Genomic DNA, 26200 nt, shown 5'->3' with positions numbered 1-26200 from the left:
TAGGAGATCATGATGTCGCATTCTGTTTCCCTTACATTTCCTGATGGCTCCATTCGAGAATTCGCCGCCGGCACGACCGGTCGCGATGTCGCGGAATCGATCTCGAAGTCTCTCGCCAAGAAGGCCGTCGCGATCGCCATCAGCGGCGAACTGCGCGATCTCTCGGATGCCGTGACGGAAGGTAGGATCGAGATTGTCACGCGCGACGACAAGCGCGCGCTCGAGCTCATCCGCCACGACGCGGCCCATGTCATGGCGGAAGCCGTGCAGGAGTTGTGGCCGGGAACGCAGGTGACCATCGGTCCGGTCATCGACAACGGCTTCTATTACGACTTCGCCAAGAACGAACCCTTCACGCCGGACGACCTGCCCGTCATTGAGAAGAAGATGCGGGAGATCATCGCCCGCAACAGGCCCTTCACCAAGGAGGTCTGGTCGCGCGAAAAGGCCAAGGAGGTCTTTGCCGCCAAGGGCGAGAATTACAAGGTGGAACTCGTCGACGCCATCCCCGAGGGGCAGGACCTGAAGATCTATTACCAGGGCGACTGGTTCGATCTCTGCCGCGGGCCGCACATGGCCTCGACAGGCCAGATCGGTACGGCGTTCAAGCTGATGAAGGTGGCGGGCGCCTATTGGCGCGGCGACAGCAACAATCCGATGCTGACGCGCATCTACGGCACTGCGTGGCACACGCAGGAGGAGCTGGATCAGTATCTGCACGTGCTCGCCGAAGCCGAGAAGCGCGACCATCGCCGGCTCGGCCGCGAGATGGACCTCTTCCACTTCCAGGAGGAGGGGCCCGGCGTGGTCTTCTGGCATGGAAAGGGCTGGCGGATATTCCAGAGTCTCGTCGCCTATATGCGCCGCCGGCTCGAAGGCGATTACCAGGAGGTCAATGCTCCCCAGGTTCTCGACAAGTCGCTGTGGGAGACCTCCGGTCACTGGGGCTGGTATCGCGACAACATGTTCAAGGTGACTGTCGCCGGCGACGATACGGACGATGACCGCGTCTTCGCGCTGAAGCCGATGAATTGCCCCGGACACATTCAGATCTTCAAGCACGGTCTGAAGTCTTACCGCGAACTTCCTGTTCGGCTGGCGGAATTCGGCGCAGTCCACCGTTATGAACCCTCCGGCGCGCTGCATGGCCTCATGCGCGTCCGCGGCTTCACGCAGGACGATGCGCACATCTTCTGCACCGACGAGCAGATGGCGGCCGAATGCCTGAAGATCAACGACCTGATCCTTTCCGTCTATGAGGACTTCGGCTTCAAGGAGATCGTCGTGAAGCTGTCGACGCGGCCGGAAAAGCGCGTGGGCTCCGATGAGCTTTGGGATCGCGCCGAAGCCGTGATGACGGAAGTCTTGCAGACCATCGAGGCGCAGTCCGAAGGCCGCATCAAGACCGGCATCCTGCCGGGCGAGGGCGCCTTCTACGGCCCGAAGTTCGAGTATACGCTGAAGGACGCGATCGGCCGCGAATGGCAGTGCGGAACAACGCAGGTCGACTTCAACCTGCCGGAGCGTTTCGGCGCCTTTTACATCGACAGCGAATCCGAGAAGCGCCAGCCGGTGATGATCCATCGCGCCATCTGCGGTTCGATGGAGCGTTTTCTCGGCATTCTGCTGGAGAACTATGCCGGCCACATGCCGCTGTGGATATCGCCGCTGCAGGTGGTGGTCGCAACGATCACGTCGGAAGCGGACGATTACGGCCGCGAAGTCGCCGAACGCTTGCGTGATGCGGGGCTGACGGTCGAGACCGATTTCCGCAACGAGAAGATCAACTACAAGGTCCGCGAGCATTCGGTGACGAAGGTTCCGGTGATCGTCGTCTGCGGCAAGCGCGAAGCGGAGGAGCGCTCGGTCAACATCCGTCGCCTGGGTTCTCAGGCGCAGACGCCAATGTCGCTGGACGAGGCGGTCGCTTCGCTTTCCGCCGAAGCCATGGCACCGGACCTAAAGCGCAAGAGCAATTCCAGGAGAGGTGTGTAACGGTTTTCGTGCGCGAGTGCGTAGTTTCAAAACGTTCGAGCGCACGCCCGCAACTGAAACTGTGGGATTCCGTAAGCACCGTTGTGAGGCTCTTGTCGCGCGGCTGCCGCTCATCCGGCGGCCGCCACCTACTGCCATCTTGATGGGTGAAGGTCCCGGCAGGCGGTTGAGGGGTCGGGCGGGGCTACGTCTTCAGTCCTGCGCGTCCGCGGCCTCGTCGGGTTCGCCGCTGCCGTTGAGCAGCACTTCAACATCAGTGTTGACGCCCGCTTTCACGGCGAAGTCGCGCTGGTAGATCTTGTCCTTGTTGCGCGCCACCGCCGTGTAGCTCCCCTCGGCAAGGACGAGGGTCGGGAAGGCGCCGACGCTCTCGCTGACGACGTCGCCGGAGGAGGTGAGAATCGACCAGGCGGTATCCGCAATGGCTTCGCCGCCGGCTTCCGAGACGAGTTTCAGGGTCAGCTTCGCGGCGCGGTGCTGGATCGTCGCTTCGGTCAGCTTGCCGGCTTCGATCTGGATGTCTGCACGGATGACGGCATTTACCGATCCGTAGTTCGACACGACGTGGTAGGTGTCGGCATTGAGCTGAACCACCGTACCGGGCTTCACGTCGGCGACCACGAGGCCGCGCTCGCCATCCTCCCTCACGTCGGAAGAGAAGATCGAAAAGCTGAGTTCGTTCGGCGGGATGCGGACATCGCTGCCGGAGACGGCGTTCAGCATGACGCCCCCGGCATCGAGCACGAGCACCTGTTTGTCGAGCGGGCCGTCTTCGGGCACACGAATCTTGCGGGTCGCGCCGGCCCGGCCAAAAGCGACATTGACGAAATATTCGCCGGGCACGAGATTGAAAGCGGTGGAGCCGCCCTCGGAGGTCGCGAGCAGCGGCAGCTTTCCGTCGCTGCCCGGAATGGGGCTGAAGACGCGCCAGGTAAGGCCCGATTGGACCGGCTTTCCATTATCCGTCAGCAGTGCCTCGAGCTTCACGTCCTTCAGTTGGCCGCCCTGCATCGGATCGGTGATGAGCGGGCTGAAGCCGGTAAGCTTGGGCATCTTGTGCGTGCCGGAGATCGAGGGAAAGCTCTTGAAGGCGTCTGTGGCATCCTCCGCAAGCGCACGTCCCGCACCGGGCCCGGCGAGTGTGATCGCCAGAACGGTTCTCAGGAAAATACGAGGACGGAGACGCATGAGAGCAGTTGACTTCTTGACTGGGTGACTCCACTTGGGACGCCGGTATGGCATTTTCGTGGCTGCCGATCCGGCGGCAAACTAGTGGAATTCGCTCGATATGAAAACCGAAATAAAGCTTGTCGACTATCTTGCCTCCCGCAGGTCCATCCCGGCCTTTCAGATGGGTGAGCCAGGACCCAGCAAGGCGGAAGTCGCGGAGATGCTGAAGCTCGCCTCGCGCGTGCCGGATCATGGCAAATTGGCGCCGTGGCGCTTCATTGTCTATCGGGGCGAGGAGAGGGCGCGCATCAGCGCCGAACTGAAGAAGATGGCGCTTGCCGCCAGGCCGGACATGCCGGAAGAGATGATCAAGGTCGAGGAGGCGCGGCTGACGCGCGCGCCCGTCGTGGTCGCCGTGGTCAGCAAGGCGGCGCCGCATTTCAAGATTCCGGAATGGGAGCAGCAGATGTCGGCTGGTGCCGTCTGCCTCAATCTGCTGATGGCCGCAAATGCGCTCGGTTACGCCTCGAACTGGCTGACCGAGTGGTATGCCTTCGAGGAACGGGCCTATCCGCTGCTCGGCGTGGCGCCGGGCGAGAAGATTGCGGGCTTCATTCACATCGGCACTGCAATGGTGCCGCCGACGGAGCGCCCCAGGCCCGAACTCGAAGAGATCGTCACCTGGGTCGGGGAGGGCGACTGATGTTCTACGATACGGCCGGAAACGGACACGGCCTGCCGCACGATCCCTTCAAGGCGATCGTGTCGCCGAGACCGATCGGCTGGATCGGCACGCGCGCGGCCGATGGGGCGCTGAATCTCGCCCCTTATTCCTTTTTCAACGCCATCAGTGACCGGCCGAAGCTCGTGATGTTCGCCTCGAGCGGCTACAAGGATTCGGTACGCAATATCGAGGCGACCGGGGATTTCACCGCGAGCTTTGCCAGCCGCAACCTGAGCGAGGCGGTCAATCTCACCTCGGTGGCAGCCCCGCATGGTGAAAGCGAGTTCGAGATTGCCGGGTTGACCCCCGTCGACGGAACGCTCGTGAAGGCTCCCTTCGTGGGAGAGGCCTTCGCGGCGCTCGAATGCCGGATGACGGATATCTTTCGTCCCAAGGGCGTCGACGGCGTGGTTTCCGACAGCTATGTCGTCATCGGCGCAGTGGTCGGCATTCACATCCGCGAGGAGGCCATTCGCGACGGGCGGTTCGATATGGCGACCGTGAAGCCGCTCGCCCGGCTCGGCTACATGGACTATTGCGATGGCGGCGACGTCTTCGAAATGATCCGGCCTGTCCGCTAGATCACGATGGTTCAGGTCATCACCTGAGGCCGTCGTCATCGTTCATCCCGTCTTGGCTTCGGGCGCGACGCCTGCAGCGGCAAGAAGATCGATCTGTTGCGGCGAGCGGATGGCAACGCTGGAAAAGCCATTCTCTATGCTGCTTTTCCACAGGCGTCGCACGGCCGCCTCATCATCGGCGTCGACCGGCAGCATGTCGTAGGCCGCGATGCGGGCCTCGTGAGCTCTCAGGACCGCCGCCGCGCGGCCGGCCCGGACGACGGCCGGCACATCGCCGGTTTCGGTGACGCGCCTGCAACCACACGCTTCGGCCAGGGCCGAGGCATCGAATATCAGTGCCGAGAGGCGCGGGGATGCACCCGCCAGCGAATGCGGCGACAGGACGCTTTCCGGCGTCGTCGCGTATTCGGCAAGAATCACCGTTCGGCCCTCGGCCTTGCCGGCCGCCGCCTCGGCGACCCTGAGCAGCACATCGAGCCGCTGAATGTCTGCGGGGCCGCGGCATCCGGGCAGCACGATGCCATCGAAGCCGTTGCAGATCAAAGCGGCAAGCTCGTCTTCGCCGGGATCGCCGCTCGTCCCGATCCGGGCGAGCAACAGGCAGCCTGCATCCTGCCGAGGCAGGTCCGAGAGTGGCCGGCCAGTTTGGCCGCCGGTCATCACGACTGCTTGAACGGCGGTCAGGATCTCCTTCGGAGGCGGCGGGTCGCCGGCCGGCAGATACAGGAGCGGTAGGGTGGTTATCGCGCCGTTAACAGACATGGTGAACCAATCTTAAACCTTTGGCCGCTAGGCTTCGAGCATGGGGCTGCTCGGTGACTAGTGGGGCATAGGTGATCATACAAGCATTTCTTCGCTGGGTGGAAACGGCGAAAACCAGCGAACGTGCCAGTGCTGCCAGTGCGCTTGGTCGCGCCTATGCTGAAGCCGCTGTGAACGGCATCGATCGGCGGGCGGCCGAAATGGCCATGACCTTTCTCCTCGACGATCCTTCGCCCAAGGTGCGTCGATCTCTTGCCGAGGCGCTGGCCGATTGCCCGATTGTACCGCGCTCGATCATCAAGGCGCTTGCGCAGGATCAGCCCGAGATCGCCTACGTCACCATTTCCCGCTCTCCCGTCCTGAACGACGAAGATCTTGTCGACATGACGGCGGACGGCGGCGCGGAGATGCGGGCGATGATCGCCTCCCGTAGCGCCGTCTCATGCGCGGTTGCGGCTGCGATCGCCGAGATTGGCGGCGAGGAAGAGGTGCTCATTCTGTTGGAAAACCCGGGGGCCAGACTTTCTCCGGGCTCGTTGCGGCGAATAGCCGACCGCCTCGGCGATAGCGTGGCCGCCCGTGGCCTGTTGCTCGAGCGTCATGATCTGCCGCGCGACGCGCGCCAGATACTCGCCGAAAAAGTCGGCGCGGCGCTTGCGGCCTCCGACCTGGTACGCGCCGTTGTGGGCGAGGAGCGGGCACAGCGTGTCGTGCGGGAGTCTTGCGATGCGGCAGCGCTGACGCTTTCCTCGGCCTCCGCGAGGGAGGAATTGCAGCGGATGGTTGCCGGTCTCCGCAAAGCCGGCCGCCTGACGCCGGCTCTGCTGTTGACGGCGCTTTGCAGCGGCCGGACGGAGTTTTTTTCCGCGGCGATCGTGGATCTGTCCGGAGTCCCGGAAAAGCGCGTCCGATCGATCCTTTCGGGCGGGCGGTTCCACTCGATCAGGGCTCTCCTCGAAACTGCGGGTCTTGGCCGTGAAGTAAGCGGAATGTTTTCTGAGGCCGTATTGTTCTGCCAATGCGAGGCAGATGCGGATCACGATGGCGTCTCCCCCTCCGTGGCCGCCAGACTTTCGGATCGCCTTCGCCGCCGAAGCCGCGGCGCATATCACGTCGTCGCCGAACTGGCGGAACGGCTGGCTTTTGCCGAGCAGCGGCAGAGGGCGCGCGACTACGCGTCGCAATCCCGCCAGGCCGCGTAAGAGGACTTGATTACCTCAATTGCCGAATCGGCGCGCCACCCACGAATAGCCGTCTTCGACGTAGTGGACCGGTGCGCTGACGATCGCCTTCAGTTTCTCCCGGTCGGGTACCGCGCCACTGATCAATGCCAAAGCGCGCCTCGGCAAGGTTGGTTCTCCGCCTTCCGCCGCTGGGGGTGTGTTTTGCTGCAGGCCCGGCTCGGTCGGAAGCGTTGCATTCATCTCCGGAACCGGCTCGGTTTCCGCCGTCATGCCCGGTCCTGAGCTCTCGCACACGGCCACCACGACCGGGTAGTTCCTGTCGGAGAACCGCGGCAGTTCCTTTTGCGATTCCGCGTCGCACTGCACGATCGACGGCCAGTCGCCGTTCACGGTCGAGATGTAATGGCATTGGGTCACGTTGTCGTCGCAACCGAGAATGGTCATGACGATCAGGGCGGCTTTCATGGTCACTTCTTCCGTTCAGATGATGGCGACTCCCTGTTTATGGCCGTCCGATTCTTTCCAAAGAAGGGCAAAGGCCGGCCGGGCCTGAAACAAATTGTTTCTCCCCGTCACGCGGATTGATTGTGATAGCTGCGAACTTGCGTCGTTTGGCGTATTGGTCCCGGCGTCCTTCGGCGTTAGAGCGTTGGAACCGGGCGCTTCCGGGGCGGGACCGAATGGATGTCCTTTGGAAGCTCACATCCAGCTTACGATCGTGCATGGGGAGAGACTGAAATGACCGCCGTAACCATCGCCGAAGAGTCGCCGCGCCAGCCGGCCGTCATCCGCCTGCTCGAATTGTCCGACGCCTATGCGGCATCGCTCTATCCGGCCGAAAGCAATCATCTGGTCGATCTGTCTCAGTTGGAGCAGCCGGCCGTATCCTTTTTCGTCGCTCGACGTGACGGCGAAATCGTCGGCTGCTGTGGCCTCGTCGAAGCAGGCGACGGTACGGCCGAGATCAAGCGGATGTTCATCGACCCGGAGGCGAGGGGGCTGAAGATTGGCAAGCTGCTCATATCGGCCCTTGAAGCCAAAGCGGCAAAGCTCGGTCTGACGGCGATCCGTCTTGAGACCGGCATCCATCAGCCGGAAGCGATCGGCCTGTACAGGGCATCCGGCTACGTGGAGCGCCCGCCCTTCGGCACCTATCTGCCGGATCCGCTGAGCCTGTTCATGGAAAAACCGGTTCGGCAGGAGCCGTGAGGGCGATCACGCGTTTCAGATATCCAGGTTGTCCGCAAAAACGGCGCGCTCCTGGATGAAACGGAAGCGGGCCTCGGCTTTCGTTCCCATCAGGCTGTCGACGGCATCGCGGGTACCCTCGAAGTCGACATCGTCGATTTCGACCTTGAGGAGCGTCCGCTTGGCCGGGTCCATCGTGGTTTCCTTGAGCTGCGCGGGCAGCATCTCACCGAGGCCTTTGAACCGCCCGAGTTCGACTTTGCCGCGGCCATTGAACTCCGTCCGCATCAGCTCTTCGCGATGCGCGTCGTCGCGGGCATAAAGCGTCTTGGAACCCTGGCTCAGGCGATAGAGCGGCGGCACGGCGAGATAGAGATGGCCGCCGCGAATCAGCTCCGGCATTTCCTGGTAGAAGAAGGTGATCAGAAGAGATGCGATGTGCGCACCGTCGACGTCGGCGTCGGTCATGATGATGATGCGCTCGTAGCGCAGGTCCTCTTCGCGATACTTCGAGCGCGTGCCGCAGCCGAGCGCCTGGACGAGATCGCCGATCTGCTGATTGGCACCGAGCTTCTCCCGGCCGGCGCTGGCGACGTTGAGAATCTTGCCGCGCAGCGGCAGGATCGCCTGGTTGGCGCGGTTGCGCGCCTGTTTGGCCGATCCGCCGGCCGAGTCCCCTTCGACGATGAAGAGTTCGGCACCTTCCGCCGTATTCTGGGCGCAGTCCGCGAGCTTGCCCGGCAGGCGCAGCTTGCGGACCGCCGTCTTGCGGCTGACTTCCTTTTCCTTGCGCCGCCGTACGCGCTCTTCGGCGCGCTCCACCACCCAGTCGAGAAGCTTGGCCGCCTCTGCCGGATTGTCGGCGAGGTAATGGTCGAAAGGATCGCGAAGCGCGTTTTCGACGATCCGCTGCGCCTCCACCGTTGCCAGCTTGTCCTTCGTCTGACCGACGAATTCCGGCTCGCGAATGAAGACCGAGAGCATGCCTGCCGCGGAGATCATGACATCGTCCGTGGTGACGATCGCAGCGCGCTTGTTCTGGGTGAGCTCGGCGTAGTTCTTGAGCCCCTTCGTCAGCGCAATGCGCAGGCCCGCCTCGTGCGTTCCCCCTTCGGGTGTCGGGATGGTGTTGCAGTAGGAATGGATCTGCTGATCGCCGCCATACCAGGTGACCGCCCATTCGAGCGAACCGTGGCCGCCGGACTTTTCCGATTTGCCGGCAAAAATCTCGCGGGTGACGGTGAATTCCTTGCCGAGCGTGGCGGCGAGATAGTCCTTGAGACCGCCGGGAAAATGAAACACGGCCCTGTCCGGGATTTCCGAACCTTCCGGCAGGAGCGCCGGATCGCAGGACCAGCGGATTTCGACGCCGCCGAAGAGATAGGCCTTGGAGCGGGCCATTCGGAAAAGCCGCGCCGGCTCGAAGCGGGCATGCGGTCCGAAGATCTGCGGGTCGGGGTGGAAGCGGACCCTGGTGCCGCGCCGGTTGTGTACGTCACCCAGGTCTTCCAGGCCGCCCTGCGCGATGCCGCGGGAGAAGCGCTGGCGATAGAGCCGGCGGTTGCGTGCAACCTCGACTTCAAGGTCGTCCGACAGTGCGTTGACCACGGAAACGCCGACGCCGTGCAGGCCGCCGGAGGTCTCATAGGCCTTGCCGTCGAATTTGCCGCCGGCATGCAGCACCGTCATCACCACTTCGAGCGTCGACTTGCCGGGAAATTTCGGGTGGTTCTCCACCGGGATGCCGCGGCCGTTGTCGGTCACCGTCAGGTAGCCGTCGGCGTCCAGGCTCACGTCGATGAAGTTGGCGTGTCCCGCGACCGCCTCGTCCATCGAGTTGTCGATGACTTCGGCGAACAGATGATGCAGCGCCTTTTCGTCCGTCCCGCCGATATACATGCCCGGACGGCGCCGGACCGGCTCCAGACCTTCCAGCACCTCGATTGCCGAAGCGTCGTAGTCGCTGCCGTCGCTCGTCTTGGGTGCGGGGCGCGACGCTTCGTTACCGGCGACGGGGGCCGCGGGCTTGCGTGGCGCGGCATCCGCCGGCTTCGGCTGTTGGGGCATAGCGGAAAAAAGGTCGCTGCTGTCGTCCATGAAGCGTTCAGATCGTTCCTGTCTAAGTGTCGGCTAGGCCATAGCAAGACCGCGGCGCGGCCGCCATCCTTTGTCGCGCGAATCACCGGAATTCTGCCAGAGTCTCGCCGGAAGAGCGAACAAAAGGCGAATTTCGATGCCCCGGAGGAAGAAATACCCTTTAATGAGCCAGAATTGCCGCGCCAGTGTTGCTTGGCCGAGGCGCCGGTGGCAAGGCATGCGCCGAACGAGGGAGCCGATCGGGTGTCCATGTCCACAATTCTTTTCTCCATACGGCATCTGATCGGCGTGCTTCTTCTCGCGAGCCTTGCCGTTTCCGCAAGGGCCGAACCCCTTGAGCCCTACAAGGATGCGCTGTTTCGCTATAGCAAGCTGCTTCAGGAGGCGGATGGCGGCGACTTCCGCGTTGTCGACTACCAGGAGCTCCGCGACATCAACGAGCGCGACCAGATCCCCGAGCGGCGGGTGAAGCGCGCTTACGTGTCGCTCGGTGTCAAGAGCGTGCAGGTGAACGAGACGCTCGGTCCGGGCGAGCGGGGGCTTGAAGTCACCCGCGTCGGCCCCGATCGCGGCGCCGCATTCACCGTGATCTTCATCCATGGTCGCGGCGGCGACCGCCGTCTCGGCGTCAATGATTTCTCATTCGGAGGCAATTTCAATCGCCTCAAAAATCTGACTGTCGTCAATGGCGGTACCTATTACGCTCCAAGCGTCAGGTCCTTCGATGCTGCGGGCGTAGCGGATATTTCGGCTCTGATCCGCTTCGCCGCGGAGCGCTCCGGCGGCCGGCCGGTGGTCCTTTCCTGTGCCTCCATGGGAAGCTTCATCTGCTGGGGCATAGCCCGCCAAGAGGCAACCGTCTCGGCCCTTGGCGGCATGATGATCATGGGCGGTCCCGCCGACCCCGACTTTCGCAAAAGTGCGGCCTACGGCGCGCGGCTGCCGATATTCTTCAGCCACGGCAGCCGCGACAACGTCTATCCGGCCGCGTCCCAGATCTCGTTCTATCGCAGCCTCAGATCGAAGGACTATCCTGCCCGTTTCGTCCTGTTCGAAACAGGTTCGCATGGAACGCCGATCAGGATGACGGACTGGCGAGAGGCGCTGAACTGGATTCTCGACCGCTAGATCACGATGTTTTTAGGTCGGGTCGACCTAAAAACATGAACGTGATCGATTCCAAGAAGTTGGAGCGGGATGCGGGCGGAAAACCGCACACACTTTTCCTCACCCCGCTCTAGATTAACGCGATCGGTTGTGGAGTTGACGGCGGCAATGAGGATGGACGATTCCGAGAACGCAGGGCGGTTTGGAAACCGCTCTCAACCGACCGTTTCACCCGATGACTACGAGGACGGCATGAGCTCGGTGGGCCCCATGGCGTTTCTTCCCGTGGGCAATGGCCTGAGCTATGGCGACGTTTGCCGCAATGAACTTGGGACCCTTATCGCAAGCAGGAGGCATAACCGCATCCTGTCTTTCGATCCGGGAAGTGGGACCATTCGCTGTGAGGCCGGCGCTATCCTTGCCGACCTGCTCGCGCGCGCCGTCCCGCACCGCTTTTTTCTTCCCGTGACGCCGGCGACGGGCCTCGTCACCGTCGGCGGTGCCGTCGCCAACGACGTCCACGGCGGCAATCACCATGCGCGTGGCTCCTTCGGCAATCACGTCCGGCGCCTGACCCTGCTCCGTTCGACGGGCGAACGCCTGGTCTGCTCGCCCGAGGAGAATGCAGAGCTCTTCGCTGCGACGATCGGCGGCCTGGGACTGACCGGGCTGATCCTCGACGTCGAGCTTCGGCTGATGAAGGTGCCGTCGCCGCATGTCCAGCGGCACGTGCATCGCTTCGACAGCCTCGATCGATATTTCACGCTGGCCGAACGAGCCGAAGAGGAGCACGAGTATTTCGTAGCCTGGCTCGACCAACTCGCGACGGGACGGCGCATGGGGAGGGGCGTGCTGTTCGCCGCGGATCACGCCGACGGCGCTTGCGAATATCCTGACATCCCGAAGGGGCCGAGGCTCGCCGTGCCTTTTTCTCCGCCCTTCAGTCTGTTCAACAGCGTGACGCTGAAACTGCTGAACGAATACCGCTTTCGCAAGCACGACCGTGGCGAGACCGTGTCGACGGAGACGTGGGCTTCCTACTTTCACCCTCTCGACGCGATCGGCGGGTGGCGCAGGCTCTACGGGCGGCGTGGACTCTGCCAGCATCAAAGCGTCTATCCCGTCGCGACCGCGCCGGAGACCACGGCGCGGTTGCTTGAAACAGCCCGCCGCGCCGGTCATGCGTCCGTAGGGACGAAGCTGCAGCGTTTCGGTGACATAGCCTCCCCTGGGGTTCTCTCCTTTGCGAGGCCGGGCTTCACCCTGACCATGGACTTTGCCGATCAAGGCGAGGCGACGGTCAAGCTGCTCGACGCTCTCGACGAGATTGCCGTTGTGGCCGGCGGTGCGGTCAATCCGTGCCAGGACTTCCGAATGAGCCCGGCCGTTTTCGAAGCATCATTTCCCGCCTGGAAAAGACTGGAGGCACTGCGCGATCCGGCAATGGTCTCGGCCTTCTGGCGGCGCACGGCTTTGGCGCCTGGGCAAACCTAACGCTTCTGCCCCCTTATGTTCATGTCGAATTCCACGACATTGGAATAAATGGGCGTCCCGACGGTCATGCCGTAGGGCGAGCGACGGATGCTGCCGCGGATCGTGAAGGAAATCGACCGCCTGTTCCAGCCGGTAAGCCTCACGTCGAAACGCTCCTTGCGGCTCTTGCCGCGGGCGGTCAGAACGCCCTCGATCGTTGCGGTGTCCGGGCCGGTCTGGCTGACGCCGGTAGAGTGGAAGGTCACGGTCTTGTGGTTGGCCGCATCGAACACTGCGCTGGAGCGCAGGAAGTCCTCGATCCGGCGCTCGGTGGACCTCACGCTCTCCGGAAAAAGCGTGAATTCCACGGAGGATCGCCCGATGTCATGGCCATCGATCCGGAATACGCCCGAGAATTTAGTGAAGCTGCCGGCAATGCCGCCGCTGCCACCCACTTGTCCGACGCTGAACTGAATACTCGAGGAGCTCGCGATACGGTAGTTCCCGGCAGCATTCGCAAGTGCCGGCGCTTTTGCGCCCTCAACCGGCGTCCCTGCGAGGCCAAGGGCGAGAAGCGAAAGCGGCAGGGCCACTGCCATGGACTGCTTGCCTGGGCTGGTCATATGCGTTTCCTCTCGACAACGGTGTCGTCCTTTTCGGAAGTGTCGGCGGTGCTGCCGGTGCGCGGCATCGGCCCGGAGCGAAGCATGCGGATGAGCACCAAGTCGCGCCGCACGAGATGGTGATAGAATGCTGCCGCCGCGTGGATTGCGACCAGGCCAAGCGTCACATAGGCGAGCGTTGCATGGGCGAAGGCCCAGAACGCTTCCGAAGCCCCGGATGTCGGGAGCGGCAGATGCGGAATGACGATCAAGTTGAAATAAAAGCTCGGGATCGCCAGCGTGGAGACCGACACGACCGCCCAGCCGGACAGCGGCACGAGGAGTGCGAGCGCGATGAGCGACAGATGCGTGGCCCGCGCAGCCATGTGCTCCATCGGGCCAAGGGTGGGAGAGGCGGCCGGACTGGTTTCCACGAGCCACCAGAGCATCCGAAAAGCAGCCAGTCCCAGGGCCGTGAAGCCGAACGACTTGTGCCACTGATAAAGGGAGAACTGCAGAGCCGGGTCGATCTCGATGCGCCGCATGACGATGCCGGCGAGGATAAGGCCGAGGATCAGAACGGCGATCGTCCAGTGAAGGGCGATCGTCACCGTTCCGAAACCGTTGTCGCTGTTGCGCAGCATGGCAGACTCCGACGCCCGGTGCGTACGTCTACTTGGCGGTAGAACGTCTCCGCCTTAGACGCCCACGGCTTCGTTTTTATTCGCTTTCGCCGGGACGATTTCCCGTTGGCCCGAGCGCCGGCAACGCTGGACGGGGTGAGAGGATTCGCCGTGCTCCCAGGGTCGGCACCGAATAATCCGGCTGGTGCCTTTTTTTTACGCGAGCGATTTGCTACGCCGCTTGCCGAGACGAAGAGACCTGATCTGGAGGAGACCCCATGACGCCCGATATCCGCCCGCTCGTCGCCGGCAACTGGAAGATGAATGGAACACGCGCGTCTCTCGATCAGATCAAGGCAATGGCCGAGGGCGTCAAAGGCGACCTTTCCGCGAGGGTGGACGCCCTGATCTGCCCGCCGGCCACATTGCTTTACGTTGCGACCGCGCTTTGCGACGACAGCCCTTTGATGATCGGGGCTCAGGACTGCCACCAGAAGCAGTCGGGAGCCCATACCGGCGAAGTCTCGGCTGAAATGGTCGCCGATTGTTTCGGCACTCATGTGATCGTCGGCCATTCCGAACGGCGCACCGATCATGGCGAAGGTGACGCACTGGTGCGTGCCAAGGCCGAGGCCGCGCATGGCGCGGATATCGTCGCGATCGTTTGCGTCGGTGAGACGGAACAGGAGCGCAAGGCCGGCCGGACGCTCGACATCCTGAAGCGCCAGCTCGCCGGGAGCCTCCCGGATCAGGCGACGTCCGAAAACACGGTGATCGCCTACGAACCCGTGTGGGCGATCGGCACCGGCCTGACGCCCACCGTGTCCGACGTCGAGGAGGCGCACGCCTTCATGCGCCGCGAGCTCGTCTCGCGCTTCGGCGCGGAAGGCGGCAAGATGCGCATCCTCTATGGAGGTTCCGTCAAGCCCTCGAATGCGAAGGAACTCATGGGCGTTGCCAATGTCGACGGCGCCCTGATCGGCGGCGCGAGCTTGAAAGCGGATGATTTCCTCGCCATCTACAGGGCCTATGAAGAATTGACTGCCTGATTGCCGCGGGACTTGGAATAGCTGGCGGCTTGGTATAAAGAGGCGCCAAATTTGACGCGGCCCCACGGTGAGGCCGGCGCCGTTCGATTCGCATGCCCCGCAGAGGGCAGGACTGGAAGCTGATGCAGACCATACTACTCGTCATCTATCTCATGGTGGTCGTCGCCCTGATCGGCGTCGTTCTCATTCAGCGTTCCGAAGGCGGCGGTCTCGGGATCGGCGGCGGCTCGGGCTTCATGTCTGCGCGTGGCACGGCCAATGCGCTGACCCGAACGACCGCCATTCTGGCCTTCCTTTTCTTCGCGCTGGCGCTGGCGATGGGCATTCTTTCGCGCTACGAGCCGCAGGCGACCGACATTCTCGACCGTATCCCGGGAACGAGCTCGAGCGGCGGCGTTCTCGATTCGCTCGGTGGCGGTCAGACCGCACCGGCCGGCGGAAACACCGAGACTCCGGCCAACGGCAACGGCGCCAACAACGCCGCCCCAGCAGGTGGTACTGCCGCGCCTCAGGCCCCGGCAGATGCCGCGCCTGCCGCTCCGGCTCCCGCGGCCCCGGCTGCTGGCGCCAACGGCAATACGGGATCGCAAGTTCCGAGCGGTCAGTAAGGCCGCAAATCAGAAGATCTGCCGGCGGATGGCTTCATCCGCCGGTTTTGTTTTGTGTGAAATCCGCCCTTCCGCACGGAAAATTCTGAAAGATGAATTTTTCGGTGGCGGAATCGTTTGTGAAAAGGTATCCGGTGACTCCCATGGCGCGATATGTATTCATCACTGGCGGCGTGGTCTCCTCCCTCGGAAAAGGCATCGCTGCGGCCGCTCTTGGAGCGTTGCTGCAGGCGCGTGGCTACCGTGTGAGGCTGCGCAAGCTCGATCCCTACCTGAACGTCGATCCGGGCACCATGAGCCCCACCCAGCACGGCGAGGTGTTCGTCACCGACGACGGCGCGGAGACGGATCTCGATCTCGGGCACTACGAGCGTTTCACGGGCCGCTCGGCGACCAAGACCGACAACATCACCACAGGGCGGATCTACAAGAACATTATCGACAAGGAGCGGCGTGGCGACTATCTCGGCGCGACGGTCCAGGTGATCCCGCACGTCACAAATGAAATCAAGAACTTCGTCACCGAAGGCAATGAGGACTACGATTTCGTCATCTGCGAAATCGGCGGCACCGTCGGCGATATCGAGGCGATGCCTTTCATGGAGGCGATCCGCCAACTCGGCAACGACCTCCCGCGCGGCACCGCCGTCTATGTCCATTTGACGCTGATGCCCTACATTCCGGCCGCGGGCGAGCTAAAGACGAAGCCGACCCAGCACTCCGTGAAAGAACTGCAGGCGCTCGGCATTCACCCGGATATCCTGCTCGTGCGCGCCGACCGCGAAATTCCGGAAGCGGAACGCCGCAAGCTGTCGCTCTTCTGCAATGTCCGCCAGTCCGCGGTCATCCAGGCGCTCGACGTCGCTTCGATCTATGACGTGCCGATCGCCTATCACAAGGAAGGGCTCGACAACGAAGTGCTTGCTGCCTTCGGCATAGAGCCGGCGCCGAAGCCGCGCATGGAAGCCTGGGAAGACGTGGCGCACCGGATCCGCACCCCGGAAGGCGAGGTGACGATCGCGATCGTCGGAAAATATACCGGCCTGAAGGATGCCTATAAGTCGCTGATCGAGGCGCTCTACCATGGCGGCATTGCCAATCGCGTCAAGGTCAAGCTCGAGTGGATCGAGTCGGAGGTCTTCGAAAAGGAGGACCCGGCGCCCTATCTGGAAAAGGTCCACGGCATTCTCGTTCCGGGCGGCTTCGGCGAACGCGGCTCGGAAGGCAAGATCAATGCGGCGCGCTTCGCCCGCGAGCGTAAGGTGCCCTATTTCGGCATCTGCTTCGGCATGCAGATGGCCGTCGTAGAAGCGGCGCGCAATCTCGCCGGTATCGAAAAGGCGTCCTCGACGGAGTTCGGCCCGACCAAGGAGCCGGTCGTCGGCCTGATGACCGAGTGGGTGAAGGGCAATGAACTCGAGAAGCGGTCCGCCGCGGGCGATCTCGGCGGCACCATGCGCCTCGGCGCCTATCGCGCGGCCTTGAAGCCCGACACCAAGATCGCCGCGATCTATGGGTCGCCCGATATTTCCGAGCGTCATCGCCACCGCTACGAGGTCAATGTAGATTATAAGAGCCGCCTGGAAGCCTGCGGCCTGGTCTTCTCCGGCATGTCCCCGGATGGCGTTCTGCCGGAGACGATCGAGTATCCCGACCATCCCTGGTTCATCGGCGTTCAGTACCATCCGGAACTGAAGTCGCGTCCGCTCGATCCGCACCCGCTCTTTTCGAGCTTCATCGAGGCAGCGCTCGAACAGTCCCGGCTCGTGTAGCCGGATCACCGAACGGGCAATCACTTCTGCGGCCGCCTGCAAGAGGCGGCCGTTCGCATTTCCGGTCACGGTGCCGGGGCCTGCCGCCGCGCTTGCAATCGGCGGTCAAAAGTTGCAAACAGCGGCAAACCGGTCATCAGGGAATCCGCCATGAGCCAATCCAAGCGAACCGCCCGCCCGCTCGATCATCTCGTGCTGCCGGTGGCCGATCTCGCACGGACGAGGCAGCGCCTGGCGGCGCTCGGCTTCACGGTTGCCGATGAGGCGCGCCACCCGTTCGGCACCGCGAATGCCTGCGTCTTCTTCTCGGATAACACCTATCTGGAGCCGCTCGCCGTCGCTTCGCGGGAGGAATGCGAGGCAGCCGCGCTTGAAGGCAACGCCTTCGTGGCGCGTGACCAGGCTTTTCGCTTTCGCCAGGGGGCCGAGGGTCTGTCGGCCGTCGTGCTCGGGACGCCGGACGCTGCCGAAGATCACATCCGGTTCCGCTCCCGCGGCATTTCCGGCGGCGAAATGCTCGAATTCTCACGGCCTATGCGGCTGCCCGACGGGCGCGAAGGGCTCGGTTCCTTCCGGCTTTCCTTTGCAGCGGATCTGCGTTCGCCGGACTTTTTCCTTTTTGCCTGTCAGCGCCTGCGTGCGCTGCCGGTCGACAGCAGCTCGCTTCACCGCCATGGAAACGGCGTGCTCGGCATTGCCGAGGTCGTGCTTTCGGAGCAGAACCCGACGGATTTCCAGTATCTTCTGCAGGAAGCCGTGGACGAGCGCGAGGTCTCGGCCCATTCCTTCGGCATGGACATCCAGACAGGCAGTGCCAAAATCAGCGTCCTGACCCCGGCCGGCGTGCAGGCATTCTTCGGTCGCTCAATCGAGGGTGCAGAGCGCGGCTTGCGGGGTCGCGCCGTGGTCTTCCACGTGAGCGATCTGGAGGCCACGCGGGCGCTGTTTGCGCAGAACGATATCGAATTCGCAGAAATGGGCGGACGCCTCATCGTTCCGGAAGCGCCGGGGCAGGGTGTAATCTTCGCCTTTGGAGGATGATGATGGAAACCAATTCAAGAGTCGTCGTCGGCGAAGGTGCCGGCCAGGTGGTGTTCTCGCAGAAGGAACGGCTGACACTGATCGCCGGACCGTGCCAGATGGAGAGCCGCGAACACGCCTTCATGATTGCGGGGGAGCTCGTCGAACTCTGCAAATCGCTCGGGCTCGGACTCGTTTATAAATCTTCGTTCGACAAGGCGAACCGCACCTCGCTCGCCGGCAAGCGCGGCATCGGGCTCGACAAGGCGATGGAGGTCTTCGCCGACCTCAAGCGGGAGTTCGGTTTTCCGGTCCTGACCGACATCCACACGGAAGAGCAATGCGCTGCCGTGGCCGAGATCGTCGACATCCTGCAGATCCCGGCCTTTCTGTCACGGCAGACGGATCTGCTCGTCGCCGCCGCGAAGACGGGGCGGGCGATCAACGTCAAGAAGGGCCAGTTCCTCGCCCCTTGGGACATGAAGAACGTCCTTGCCAAGTTCACCGAGAGCGGCAACCCGAACGTGCTTCTCTGCGAGCGCGGCGCTTCCTTCGGCTATAATACGCTGGTCTCCGACATGCGCTCGCTGCCGATCATGGCGGCACTCGGCGCTCCGGTGGTCTTCGATGCGACCCATTCCGTGCAGCAGCCGGGCGGTCAGGGAGGCTCCACGGGCGGCCAGCGTGAGTTCGTCGAGACTTTGGCGCGCGCGGCCGTCGCTGTCGGTGTCGCCGGTGTCTTCGTAGAGACCCACGAGGATCCCGACAACGCGCCTTCCGACGGTCCGAACATGGTGCCGCTGAAGGACATGCCGCGGCTGCTTGAAAAGCTGCTGGCCTTCGACGCCGTTGCGAAAGCTTGAGCCCCGGCGTCCCGCTTCGTGAATTTTTCATGAAGCGGGCCGGCGGCCGGATTTTGCGGTCCCGGCGCCATTGTAATTTCGGGGCCGTGAATTAAGACAGGCCGACCATTATCATCGTCCATAAGGGAAGAGATCATGACTGCAATCATCGACATCATCGGCCGAGAGATACTCGACAGCCGCGGCAACCCGACCGTCGAGGTCGATGTCCATCTCGAGGATGGCAGTTTCGGTCGCGCGGCGGTTCCCTCGGGCGCCTCCACCGGTGCGCATGAAGCCGTCGAACTGCGCGATGGCGGCACGCGTTACCTCGGCAAGGGCGTCGAACGCGCCGTCGATGCGGTGAACGGCGAGATATTCGAAGCGATCGGCGGCCTCGACGCTGAAAACCAGATTCAGATCGATCGTACCATGATCGAGCTCGACGGCACGCCGAACAAGTCGCGCCTCGGCGCCAACGCGATTCTCGGCGTTTCGCTCGCCGTCGCCAAGGCCGCCGCGGAAGCCTCCGGCCTGCCGCTCTATCGTTATGTCGGCGGCCCGAATGCGCATCTTCTGCCCGTTCCGATGATGAACATCATCAATGGCGGCGCTCACGCCGACAATCCGATCGACTTCCAGGAATTCATGATCATGCCGGTCGGCGCCGAGACCCTGAAGGACGCCGTCCGCATGGGTTCGGAAGTCTTCCACACGCTGAAGAAGCAGCTTGCCGCGGACGGCCACAACACCAATGTCGGCGACGAAGGCGGCTTCGCGCCGGGCCTCGCTTCCGCGCCGGCAGCCCTGGACTTCATCATGAAGTCGATCGAGAAGGCCGGCTACAAACCGGGCGAGGACATGTATGTCGCTCTCGACTGCGCTTCGACCGAATTCTTCAAGGACGGCAAGTACGTCCTCGAGGGTGAGGGCCGTACGCTGGAGCCGGGCGCCATGGCCGAGTATCTCGCCGAGCTCGCCGGCAAATATCCGATCATCTCGATCGAGGACGGCATGGCTGAAGACGATTGGGACGGCTGGAAATCCTTGACCGACCTCGTCGGCAACAAGTGCCAGCTCGTCGGCGACGACCTGTTCGTCACCAATTCTGCGCGCCTGCGTGACGGCATCAAGATGGGCGTCGCGAACTCCATACTCGTCAAGGTCAACCAGATCGGGTCGCTTTCGGAAACGCTCGACGCGGTCGAGACCGCGCACAAGGCGCGTTACACCGCCGTCATGTCGCACCGCTCCGGCGAGACCGAGGATTCGACGATTGCCGACCTCGCGGTCGCCACCAATTGCGGTCAGATCAAGACCGGCTCGCTCGCACGTTCCGACCGGCTCGCCAAGTACAACCAGCTGATCCGTATCGAAGAGCAGCTCGGCCCGCAGGCGCAATATGCCGGCCGCTCCGTGTTGCGCGGTTGATTGAAAGGCGGGGGCATCTGATCCTCTCGCGGGACGATTGCCCTGGGGCATACGATAAACGGTTTGACCGTCGCATGCCCAAAACTGTCACGGGTTCTCCCCCCTTGTGGGGGGAGACGACAAGCGGCCTGACCAGCCGGTTTCTCTCCGTAGCAACGGCTCCCGCCAGAGGAGCAGCCCTGACGGTTTGACGGGGAGAAGGGAAAAGCGGCGTCGTCACGAGTCTCCTTCGTCCCGCTTGCCGAACGCTCCGTCCTCCGAGTTCTCTTTCCATTCGGAAATTGTTTATGGTCAACCGTCGGTTAATCAATCGACGCTAGTCTTCATCTTCGTACTGCGTATTGGAGCGGGCGCGGGACAATGGTTTGCAGTATCTCCTGCAGCCCGCGCCAACTCAATTCAGGGCATGAGCGATGTGGACACGGCATCACAAGAAGCGGAAACTGGGGCGATTGGTGGTGCCGTTGCTGGCGGTCGCCTTCCTTTCCTATTTCGGCTATCATTCGATCCATGGCGGTTATGGTCTGGAGGCGACGAAGGAGTTTGACCGTCAGATTGCCGAGCGGCAGGCACGGCTGGACGAGCTCACTCAGACGCGAAAAATCCTGGAAAAGGAAGTCGAGCTGATGAGCGACGGTTCGCTCGAGAGAGACATGCTGGATGAGAAGGCTCGCCTCGCGCTCAACATGTCGCGCAGCGATGAGATCGTTATTTTCCACCATTCCGATGATTAACCTGAAATAGGTTAATCTGGAAATCATATTATATATCAATGCGTTGACGCGAATAATAGCCATGCAAATATAGCATTGCTGCCGCGCTTTTCTTTCCCTATGGTAGCCGCCAAAGGCTAACCATTGGGAGGAACGAATGGCTCCGCGAAAATCCGCGTCCGTTTCCAGCCGCAAGACCGCTGCCAAGCCGGCCAAGAAAGATTTTGCCGGCGGCACGATCGCCGAATTCTCCAAGGAAGACGATCTCAAGGCCTACCGCGAAATGCTGTTGATCCGGCGTTTCGAGGAAAAGGCCGGCCAGCTTTACGGCATGGGATTCATCGGTGGTTTCTGTCACCTCTATATCGGTCAGGAAGCCGTCGTCGTCGGGATGCAGCTGGCCCTGAAAGAGGGCGACCAGGTCATCACCGGCTATCGCGACCATGGCCACATGCTCGCCTGCGGCATGAGTGCGCGCGGCGTGATGGCGGAGCTCACCGGTCGCCGTGGCGGCCTTTCCAAGGGGAAGGGCGGCTCGATGCACATGTTCTCCAAGGAGAAGCACTTCTACGGCGGCCACGGCATCGTCGGTGCACAGGTCTCGCTGGGGACCGGCCTCGCTTTCGCCAACAGGTATCGCGGCAACGACAATGTAAGCCTCGCCTATTTCGGCGACGGTGCGGCGAACCAGGGTCAGGTCTATGAGAGCTTCAACATGGCCGCTCTCTGGAAGCTGCCGGTGATCTACATCGTCGAGAACAACCGTTATGCCATGGGTACCTCCGTGTCGCGGGCATCGGCGCAGACCGATTTCTCCCAGCGCGGCGCTTCCTTCGGCATTCCCGGCTATCAGGTCGACGGCATGGATGTCCGCGCCGTCAAGGCCGCTGCCGACGAGGCGGTCGAACATTGCCGTTCCGGCAAGGGCCCGATCATCCTCGAAATGCTGACCTACCGCTATCGCGGCCATTCGATGTCCGATCCGGCGAAGTATCGCTCGAAGGACGAAGTGCAGAAGATGCGTTCGGAGCATGATCCGATCGAGCAGGTGAAGGCCCGTCTGACGGATAAAGGCTGGGCCACCGAGGACGAACTGAAGCAGATCGACAAGGAGGTTCGCGACATCGTGGCGGACAGTGCCGATTTCGCCCAGTCTGATCCGGAGCCGGATGTCTCCGAGCTCTACACCGATATCCTGCTTTGATCCGGGGAGGGACAAATATGCCTGTAGAAATCCTTATGCCTGCCCTTTCCCCGACAATGGAGGAAGGCACGCTCTCCAAGTGGCTGAAGAACGAGGGGGACAAGGTGTCCTCCGGCGACGTCATCGCAGAAATCGAAACCGACAAGGCCACGATGGAAGTGGAAGCGGTTGACGAAGGCACGATCGGCAAGCTGCTGATTGAAGCCGGCACCGAGGGTGTGAAGGTGAACACGCCGATCGCCGTGCTGTTGCAGGATGGCGAAGCCGCAAGCGACATCGATACCATGAAGGCCGAAGCCCCGAAAGCGGAAGCACCGAAGCCGGCCGAGGCGGAAGCGCCGGCTGCTTCCGCGGCGCCCGTCGCGGCGCAGCCCAAGGCGGTTCCTTCCGACCCGGCCATTCCGGCCGGAACCGAAATGGTGACGATGACCGTCCGCGAAGCGCTTCGGGACGCGATGGCCGAAGAGATGCGCGCCAATGAGGACGTCTTCGTCATGGGCGAAGAGGTCGCCGAATACCAGGGCGCCTACAAGGTCACGCAGGGCCTGTTGCAGGAATTCGGCGCGCGCCGCGTGGTCGACACGCCGATCACGGAACATGGCTTTGCCGGCGTCGGCGTCGGCGCGGCCATGACGGGTCTGCGCCCGATCGTCGAGTTCATGACCTTCAACTTCGCCATGCAGGCGATCGACCAGATCATCAACTCGGCCGCCAAGACGCTCTATATGTCCGGCGGCCAGATGGGCGCGCCGATCGTCTTCCGCGGGCCGAGCGGTGCTGCTGCCCGCGTCGCCGCGCAGCACTCCCAATGCTATGCCGCCTGGTACAGCCACATTCCGGGCCTGAAGGTCGTCATGCCCTATACGGCGGCAGACGCGAAGGGGCTGCTCAAGGCAGCCATCCGCGATCCGAACCCGGTGATCTTCCTCGAAAACGAGATCCTTTACGGCCAGTCCTTCGAAGTGCCGAAGCTCGACGATTTCGTGCTGCCGATCGGTAAGGCCCGCATTCATCGTGCCGGCAAGGACGCGACGCTCGTCTCCTTCGGCATCGGCATGACCTATGCGATCAAGGCCGCGGCGGAGCTCGAGGCGCAGGGTATCGACGTCGAGATCATCGACCTTCGCACGATCCGTCCGATGGACCTGCCGACCGTCATCGAATCCGTCAAGAAGACCGGCCGCCTGGTTACCGTCGAGGAAGGCTATCCTCAATCCTCCGTCGGCACCGAGATCGCCACCCGCGTCATGCAGCAGGCCTTCGACTATCTCGATGCGCCGATCCTGACGATCGCCGGCAAGGACGTGCCGATGCCTTATGCGGCCAACCTTGAAAAGCTTGCTCTGCCGAATGTCGCGGAAGTCGTCGATGCGGTGAAAGCCGTCTGCTACAAATAAAGGGGGTCGTTCGATGCCAATCAACATCACCATGCCGGCCCTCTCTCCGACCATGGAAGAAGGCAATCTGGCCAAATGGCTGGTCAAGGAAGGCGACAAGGTCAAGTCCGGCGATGTGATCGCCGAGATCGAGACCGACAAGGCGACGATGGAAGTGGAAGCCGTCGACGAGGGCACGGTCGCCAAGATCGTCGTCCCCGCCGGCACTGAAGGCGTCAAGGTCAATGCGCTGATCGCGGTTCTCGCCGGCGAGGGCGAAGACGTCGCGACTGCCGCCAAGGGCGGCAACGGTGCAGCGGGAGCAGCCTCGGCACCGAAGCCGCAGGAAACAGGCGAAACGGCACCCGCCGCAGCGCCGGCACCCGCCGCAGCGCCGGCACCGCAGGCTGCTGCTCCGGCTTCTCCTGCACCCGCCGCCGACGGCGAAGGCAAGCGGATCTTTTCGTCGCCGCTGGCCCGCCGCATCGCTAAGGAGGCAGGCATCGACCTTTCGGCGATCGCCGGTTCCGGACCGCATGGCCGCGTCGTCAAGAAGGACGTCGAGGCAGCCGTTTCCGGCGGCGCAGCCAAGCCCGCCGCCGCGCCTGCAGCAGCTCCGGCCCCGGCGACGCTCGCAAAGGGCATGTCGGAGGATGCCGTCCTCAAGCTCTTCGAGCCGGGCTCCTACGAACTCGTGCCGCATGACGGCATGCGCAAGACGATCGCCAAACGCCTCGTCGAATCGAAGCAGACGATCCCGCATTTCTATGTTTCGGTCGATTGCGAGCTCGACGCGCTTCTGGCGCTGCGCGCCCAGCTGAACGCCGCAGCACCTGAAAAGGACGGTAAGCCGGTCTACAAGCTTTCCGTGAATGACATGGTGATCAAGGCGCTTGCTCTGGCATTGCGCGACGTTCCGGATGCGAATGTGTCCTGGACCGATCAGAACATGATCAAGCACAAGCACGCGGACGTCGGCGTTGCGGTTTCCATTCCCGGCGGCCTGATCACGCCGATCGTCCGCCAGGCGGAGTTGAAGAGCCTCTCGGCGATCTCCAACGAGATGAAGGATCTCGGCAAGCGCGCCAAGGAGCGCAAGCTGAAGCCTGAAGAATATCAGGGCGGCACCACGGCCGTTTCGAATATGGGCATGATGGGCGTCAAGGACTTCGCCGCCGTCGTCAATCCGCCGCACGCGACGATCCTCGCGGTCGGCGCCGGCGAGGACCGTGTCGTCGTCAAGAACAAGGAGATGGTCATCGCCAATGTGATGACCGTCACGCTTTCGACCGACCATCGCTGCGTCGATGGCGCGCTCGGCGCCGAACTGCTCGCCGCCTTCAAGCGCTACATCGAAAACCCGATGGGCATGCTCGTCTGATGCGATCCGGACCGGCTTCCCAGCCGGTCCTTTCCCCATGAAAAGCGAGTAGGCAGATGAAGACAGTCCTTTGCTACGGTGACAGTCTGACCTGGGGATACGATGCAAGCGGTTCCGGCCGGCATGCGCTGGAGGACCGCTGGCCGAGCGTGCTGCAGAAGGCGCTCGGTTCGAACGTGCATGTCGTCGCCGAAGGGCTGAACGGGCGGACGACCGCCTATGACGACCATCTCGCCGATTGCGACCGGAACGGGGCGCGTGTCCTTCCGACGCTCCTGCACACCCACGCGCCGATCGATCTCATCCTCCTCATGCTCGGCTCGAACGATATGAAGCCGATCATTCACGGCACCGCTTTCGGTGCGGTGAAGGGTATCGAGCGCCTCGTCAATCTGGTGCGCAGGCACGACTGGCCGACGGAAACGGAGGAGGGGCCCGAAATCCTCATCGTCTCGCCGCCGCCGCTCTGCGAGACGGCCAACAGCGCTTTTGCCGCCATGTTCGCGGGTGGGGTCGAGCAATCCGCAATGCTGGCGCCGCTTTATCGCGATCTCGCCGACGAGCTCGACTGCGGCTTCTTCGACGGCGGATCAGTGGCCAGGACGACGCCGATCGACGGTGTCCACCTCGACGCGGAGAACACCCGGGCGGTCGGCAGAGGTTTGGAGCCTGTCGTGCGGATGATGCTCGGGCTTTGACGATGACGGCTGGCGCGACCCTCAGGCCTGCGAAGCGAAGCGAGGCAGCGGAACTTGCGATCCTGATCGACATCGCCTCACACGGCTTTGCCTCATGGCTCTGGTACGGCGGCGTTCTGAGCAAATCCGCGGAATCCGCCTTCGAGCATGGCCGCAACGTGCTGCGTCGGGATACCGGGCCGGGTGCCTGGCGCGATGCGGTGGTGGCCGAAATCGGAGACGAGATCGTCGGCATGTCGGTTTCCTACGGCATCGATGCATCGATTCTCGAGATCGAGCCGAAACATCCCGTGCTTGCGCCCTTGCTTTTCCTGCAGAAGCAGGTGGTCGGCCACTGGTTCGTCGATAGCCTCGGCGTTTACCGCCATCACCGTGGTAAAGGCATTGGCCGCGCTCTGCTCGAGAACGAGATTTCCCGCGCTGGGCAGGGGCCGGTGAGCCTGATCACCGAAAGCCACAATGAAACGGCGCAGGCGCTCTACAGGATGAACGGCTTCGAGGAGGTGGCGCGGTCCGAGGCCGTGCCGCTCTTCGAAGACAGCAGAAAACACGACTGGGTGCTTTTCACCCGCAACGCCGCTTGACCAAAGGTAGGAAAAA

Annotated in this window: 25 protein-coding genes; 19 read left to right on the top strand and 6 right to left on the bottom strand. The window is 62.8% G+C overall.

What is annotated here, in order from left to right; all coding sequences use genetic code 11:
- Positions 1-12: 12 nt before the first annotated feature.
- A complete protein-coding gene (gene thrS / locus BHD07_RS30265; RefSeq protein WP_100673955.1) occupies positions 13-1995 on the top strand; it encodes a threonine--tRNA ligase in 1983 nt (660 codons plus the stop codon).
- A gap of 192 nt (positions 1996-2187) precedes the next feature.
- Here thrS and BHD07_RS30260 read toward each other — a convergent pair whose 3' ends face one another.
- On the bottom strand, positions 2188-3183 hold the full coding sequence (locus tag BHD07_RS30260) for a hypothetical protein (protein WP_100673954.1): 996 nt from the start codon (positions 3181-3183) through the stop codon (positions 2188-2190).
- Positions 3184-3283: 100 nt separating this feature from the next.
- Here BHD07_RS30260 and BHD07_RS30255 point away from each other — a divergent pair, with 100 nt between their 5' ends.
- Together BHD07_RS30255 and BHD07_RS30250 are read left to right on the top strand one after the other, a co-directional pair.
- Positions 3284-3868, top strand: coding sequence for a nitroreductase family protein (locus BHD07_RS30255; protein ID WP_018097829.1), 585 nt, complete (start codon positions 3284-3286; stop codon positions 3866-3868).
- Positions 3868-4470 (top strand): flavin reductase family protein, encoded by a 603-nt coding sequence (locus BHD07_RS30250; protein WP_018097828.1) that lies wholly within the window; start codon positions 3868-3870, stop codon positions 4468-4470. Before BHD07_RS30255 ends, BHD07_RS30250 begins: the two co-directional genes overlap by 1 nt.
- A gap of 42 nt (positions 4471-4512) precedes the next feature.
- Here the strand turns inward: BHD07_RS30250 and BHD07_RS30245 are convergent, their stop codons facing one another.
- Positions 4513-5232 (bottom strand): aldolase/citrate lyase family protein, encoded by a 720-nt coding sequence (locus BHD07_RS30245; RefSeq protein ID WP_100673952.1) that lies wholly within the window; start codon positions 5230-5232, stop codon positions 4513-4515.
- 71 nt (positions 5233-5303) lie between these two features.
- On the opposite strand from BHD07_RS30245, the gene BHD07_RS30240 reads away from it, so the two are divergent.
- The gene (locus BHD07_RS30240) at positions 5304-6434 is read left to right on the top strand and encodes a DUF2336 domain-containing protein (protein ID WP_100673951.1); all 1131 of its coding nucleotides are present in this window, start codon (positions 5304-5306) and stop codon (positions 6432-6434) included.
- Between the two features lie 15 nt (positions 6435-6449).
- Here BHD07_RS30240 and BHD07_RS30235 read toward each other — a convergent pair whose 3' ends face one another.
- Entirely contained in the window at positions 6450-6881 is a 432-nt protein-coding gene (locus tag BHD07_RS30235) for a hypothetical protein (protein WP_100673950.1), read from the bottom strand.
- A 273-nt stretch (positions 6882-7154) separates the two neighbouring features.
- On the opposite strand from BHD07_RS30235, the gene BHD07_RS30230 reads away from it, so the two are divergent.
- Positions 7155-7625, top strand: coding sequence for a GNAT family N-acetyltransferase (locus BHD07_RS30230; RefSeq protein WP_018097824.1), 471 nt, complete (start codon positions 7155-7157; stop codon positions 7623-7625).
- A gap of 15 nt (positions 7626-7640) precedes the next feature.
- Here the strand turns inward: BHD07_RS30230 and parE are convergent, their stop codons facing one another.
- Positions 7641-9701: a DNA topoisomerase IV subunit B gene (gene parE, locus BHD07_RS30225; RefSeq protein ID WP_100673949.1), complete on the bottom strand. Its 2061-nt coding sequence runs from the start codon at positions 9699-9701 to the stop codon at positions 7641-7643.
- A gap of 192 nt (positions 9702-9893) precedes the next feature.
- Between parE and BHD07_RS30220 the strand changes: the two genes are divergently transcribed.
- Positions 9894-10829 carry a phospholipase gene (locus BHD07_RS30220; RefSeq protein ID WP_198516848.1) on the top strand — a complete coding sequence of 312 codons (936 nt, stop codon included), beginning with the start codon at positions 9894-9896 and terminating at the stop codon, positions 10827-10829.
- A gap of 147 nt (positions 10830-10976) precedes the next feature.
- Positions 10977-12302, top strand: a complete 1326-nt coding sequence (locus tag BHD07_RS30215; RefSeq protein ID WP_100673948.1) for an FAD-binding oxidoreductase — start codon at positions 10977-10979, stop codon at positions 12300-12302.
- Here BHD07_RS30215 and BHD07_RS30210 read toward each other — a convergent pair.
- Together BHD07_RS30210 and BHD07_RS30205 are read right to left on the bottom strand one after the other, a co-directional pair.
- Positions 12299-12904, bottom strand: a complete 606-nt coding sequence (locus BHD07_RS30210; RefSeq protein WP_100673947.1) for a YceI family protein — start codon at positions 12902-12904, stop codon at positions 12299-12301. The two genes, BHD07_RS30215 and BHD07_RS30210, sit on opposite strands and share 4 nt — an antisense overlap.
- Complete coding sequence (locus tag BHD07_RS30205) at positions 12901-13527, bottom strand: cytochrome b (protein ID WP_100673946.1); 627 nt, start codon at positions 13525-13527, stop codon at positions 12901-12903. The genes BHD07_RS30210 and BHD07_RS30205 overlap by 4 nt, the downstream gene beginning before the upstream one ends.
- Positions 13528-13784: 257 nt before the next feature.
- Here BHD07_RS30205 and tpiA point away from each other — a divergent pair, with 257 nt between their 5' ends.
- The 12 genes from tpiA (at position 13785) to BHD07_RS30145 (ending at position 26184) form a co-directional block, all read left to right on the top strand.
- A complete protein-coding gene (tpiA, locus tag BHD07_RS30200) occupies positions 13785-14555 on the top strand; it encodes a triose-phosphate isomerase (protein ID WP_100673945.1) in 771 nt (256 codons plus the stop codon).
- Between the two features lie 122 nt (positions 14556-14677).
- Positions 14678-15163: a preprotein translocase subunit SecG gene (gene secG / locus BHD07_RS30195; protein ID WP_018097817.1), complete on the top strand. Its 486-nt coding sequence runs from the start codon at positions 14678-14680 to the stop codon at positions 15161-15163.
- 134 nt (positions 15164-15297) lie between these two features.
- Positions 15298-16935, top strand: coding sequence for a CTP synthase (locus BHD07_RS30190; RefSeq protein ID WP_272939044.1), 1638 nt, complete (start codon positions 15298-15300; stop codon positions 16933-16935).
- A 150-nt stretch (positions 16936-17085) separates the two neighbouring features.
- Entirely contained in the window at positions 17086-17976 is an 891-nt protein-coding gene (locus BHD07_RS30185; RefSeq protein WP_338284142.1) for a VOC family protein, read from the top strand.
- On the top strand, positions 17976-18818 hold the full coding sequence (kdsA, locus tag BHD07_RS30180) for a 3-deoxy-8-phosphooctulonate synthase (protein WP_198516847.1): 843 nt from the start codon (positions 17976-17978) through the stop codon (positions 18816-18818). Before BHD07_RS30185 ends, kdsA begins: the two co-directional genes overlap by 1 nt.
- A gap of 135 nt (positions 18819-18953) precedes the next feature.
- Complete coding sequence (gene eno / locus BHD07_RS30175; RefSeq protein ID WP_010969226.1) at positions 18954-20228, top strand: phosphopyruvate hydratase; 1275 nt, start codon at positions 18954-18956, stop codon at positions 20226-20228.
- Between the two features lie 413 nt (positions 20229-20641).
- A complete protein-coding gene (locus tag BHD07_RS30170; RefSeq protein ID WP_100673941.1) occupies positions 20642-20962 on the top strand; it encodes an FtsB family cell division protein in 321 nt (106 codons plus the stop codon).
- A 136-nt stretch (positions 20963-21098) separates the two neighbouring features.
- Complete coding sequence (pdhA, locus tag BHD07_RS30165; protein ID WP_003535472.1) at positions 21099-22145, top strand: pyruvate dehydrogenase (acetyl-transferring) E1 component subunit alpha; 1047 nt, start codon at positions 21099-21101, stop codon at positions 22143-22145.
- A 17-nt stretch (positions 22146-22162) separates the two neighbouring features.
- Positions 22163-23542, top strand: coding sequence for a pyruvate dehydrogenase complex E1 component subunit beta (locus BHD07_RS30160; protein WP_100673940.1), 1380 nt, complete (start codon positions 22163-22165; stop codon positions 23540-23542).
- 13 nt (positions 23543-23555) lie between these two features.
- Positions 23556-24902: a pyruvate dehydrogenase complex dihydrolipoamide acetyltransferase gene (locus tag BHD07_RS30155; RefSeq protein ID WP_338284141.1), complete on the top strand. Its 1347-nt coding sequence runs from the start codon at positions 23556-23558 to the stop codon at positions 24900-24902.
- 56 nt (positions 24903-24958) lie between these two features.
- The gene (locus BHD07_RS30150) at positions 24959-25600 is read left to right on the top strand and encodes an SGNH/GDSL hydrolase family protein (RefSeq protein WP_100673938.1); all 642 of its coding nucleotides are present in this window, start codon (positions 24959-24961) and stop codon (positions 25598-25600) included.
- 2 nt (positions 25601-25602) lie between these two features.
- Positions 25603-26184: a GNAT family N-acetyltransferase gene (locus BHD07_RS30145; protein WP_100673937.1), complete on the top strand. Its 582-nt coding sequence runs from the start codon at positions 25603-25605 to the stop codon at positions 26182-26184.
- Positions 26185-26200: the final 16 nt, after the last annotated feature.

The organism is Sinorhizobium sp. KGO-5 (genome assembly GCF_036245905.1).
GTDB classification, from domain to species: Bacteria; Pseudomonadota; Alphaproteobacteria; order Rhizobiales; family Rhizobiaceae; genus Sinorhizobium; species Sinorhizobium meliloti_A.
This window is presented reverse-complemented; position numbering and strand designations above follow the sequence as displayed.

Coding starts and splice junctions, on each gene's coding strand:
- thrS (WP_100673955.1), top strand. CDS start 13: ATGTCGCATTCTGTTTCCCTTACATTTCCTGATGGCTCCATTCGAGAA.
- BHD07_RS30260 (WP_100673954.1), bottom strand. CDS start 3,183: ATGCGTCTCCGTCCTCGTATTTTCCTGAGAACCGTTCTGGCGATCACA.
- BHD07_RS30255 (WP_018097829.1), top strand. CDS start 3,284: ATGAAAACCGAAATAAAGCTTGTCGACTATCTTGCCTCCCGCAGGTCC.
- BHD07_RS30250 (WP_018097828.1), top strand. CDS start 3,868: ATGTTCTACGATACGGCCGGAAACGGACACGGCCTGCCGCACGATCCC.
- BHD07_RS30245 (WP_100673952.1), bottom strand. CDS start 5,232: ATGTCTGTTAACGGCGCGATAACCACCCTACCGCTCCTGTATCTGCCG.
- BHD07_RS30235 (WP_100673950.1), bottom strand. CDS start 6,881: ATGAAAGCCGCCCTGATCGTCATGACCATTCTCGGTTGCGACGACAAC.
- BHD07_RS30230 (WP_018097824.1), top strand. CDS start 7,155: ATGACCGCCGTAACCATCGCCGAAGAGTCGCCGCGCCAGCCGGCCGTC.
- parE (WP_100673949.1), bottom strand. CDS start 9,701: ATGGACGACAGCAGCGACCTTTTTTCCGCTATGCCCCAACAGCCGAAG.
- BHD07_RS30215 (WP_100673948.1), top strand. CDS start 10,977: ATGAGGATGGACGATTCCGAGAACGCAGGGCGGTTTGGAAACCGCTCT.
- BHD07_RS30210 (WP_100673947.1), bottom strand. CDS start 12,904: ATGACCAGCCCAGGCAAGCAGTCCATGGCAGTGGCCCTGCCGCTTTCG.
- BHD07_RS30205 (WP_100673946.1), bottom strand. CDS start 13,527: ATGCTGCGCAACAGCGACAACGGTTTCGGAACGGTGACGATCGCCCTT.
- tpiA (WP_100673945.1), top strand. CDS start 13,785: ATGACGCCCGATATCCGCCCGCTCGTCGCCGGCAACTGGAAGATGAAT.
- secG (WP_018097817.1), top strand. CDS start 14,678: ATGCAGACCATACTACTCGTCATCTATCTCATGGTGGTCGTCGCCCTG.
- BHD07_RS30185 (WP_338284142.1), top strand. CDS start 17,086: ATGAGCCAATCCAAGCGAACCGCCCGCCCGCTCGATCATCTCGTGCTG.
- kdsA (WP_198516847.1), top strand. CDS start 17,976: ATGATGGAAACCAATTCAAGAGTCGTCGTCGGCGAAGGTGCCGGCCAG.
- eno (WP_010969226.1), top strand. CDS start 18,954: ATGACTGCAATCATCGACATCATCGGCCGAGAGATACTCGACAGCCGC.
- BHD07_RS30170 (WP_100673941.1), top strand. CDS start 20,642: ATGTGGACACGGCATCACAAGAAGCGGAAACTGGGGCGATTGGTGGTG.
- pdhA (WP_003535472.1), top strand. CDS start 21,099: ATGGCTCCGCGAAAATCCGCGTCCGTTTCCAGCCGCAAGACCGCTGCC.
- BHD07_RS30160 (WP_100673940.1), top strand. CDS start 22,163: ATGCCTGTAGAAATCCTTATGCCTGCCCTTTCCCCGACAATGGAGGAA.
- BHD07_RS30155 (WP_338284141.1), top strand. CDS start 23,556: ATGCCAATCAACATCACCATGCCGGCCCTCTCTCCGACCATGGAAGAA.
- BHD07_RS30150 (WP_100673938.1), top strand. CDS start 24,959: ATGAAGACAGTCCTTTGCTACGGTGACAGTCTGACCTGGGGATACGAT.
- BHD07_RS30145 (WP_100673937.1), top strand. CDS start 25,603: ATGACGGCTGGCGCGACCCTCAGGCCTGCGAAGCGAAGCGAGGCAGCG.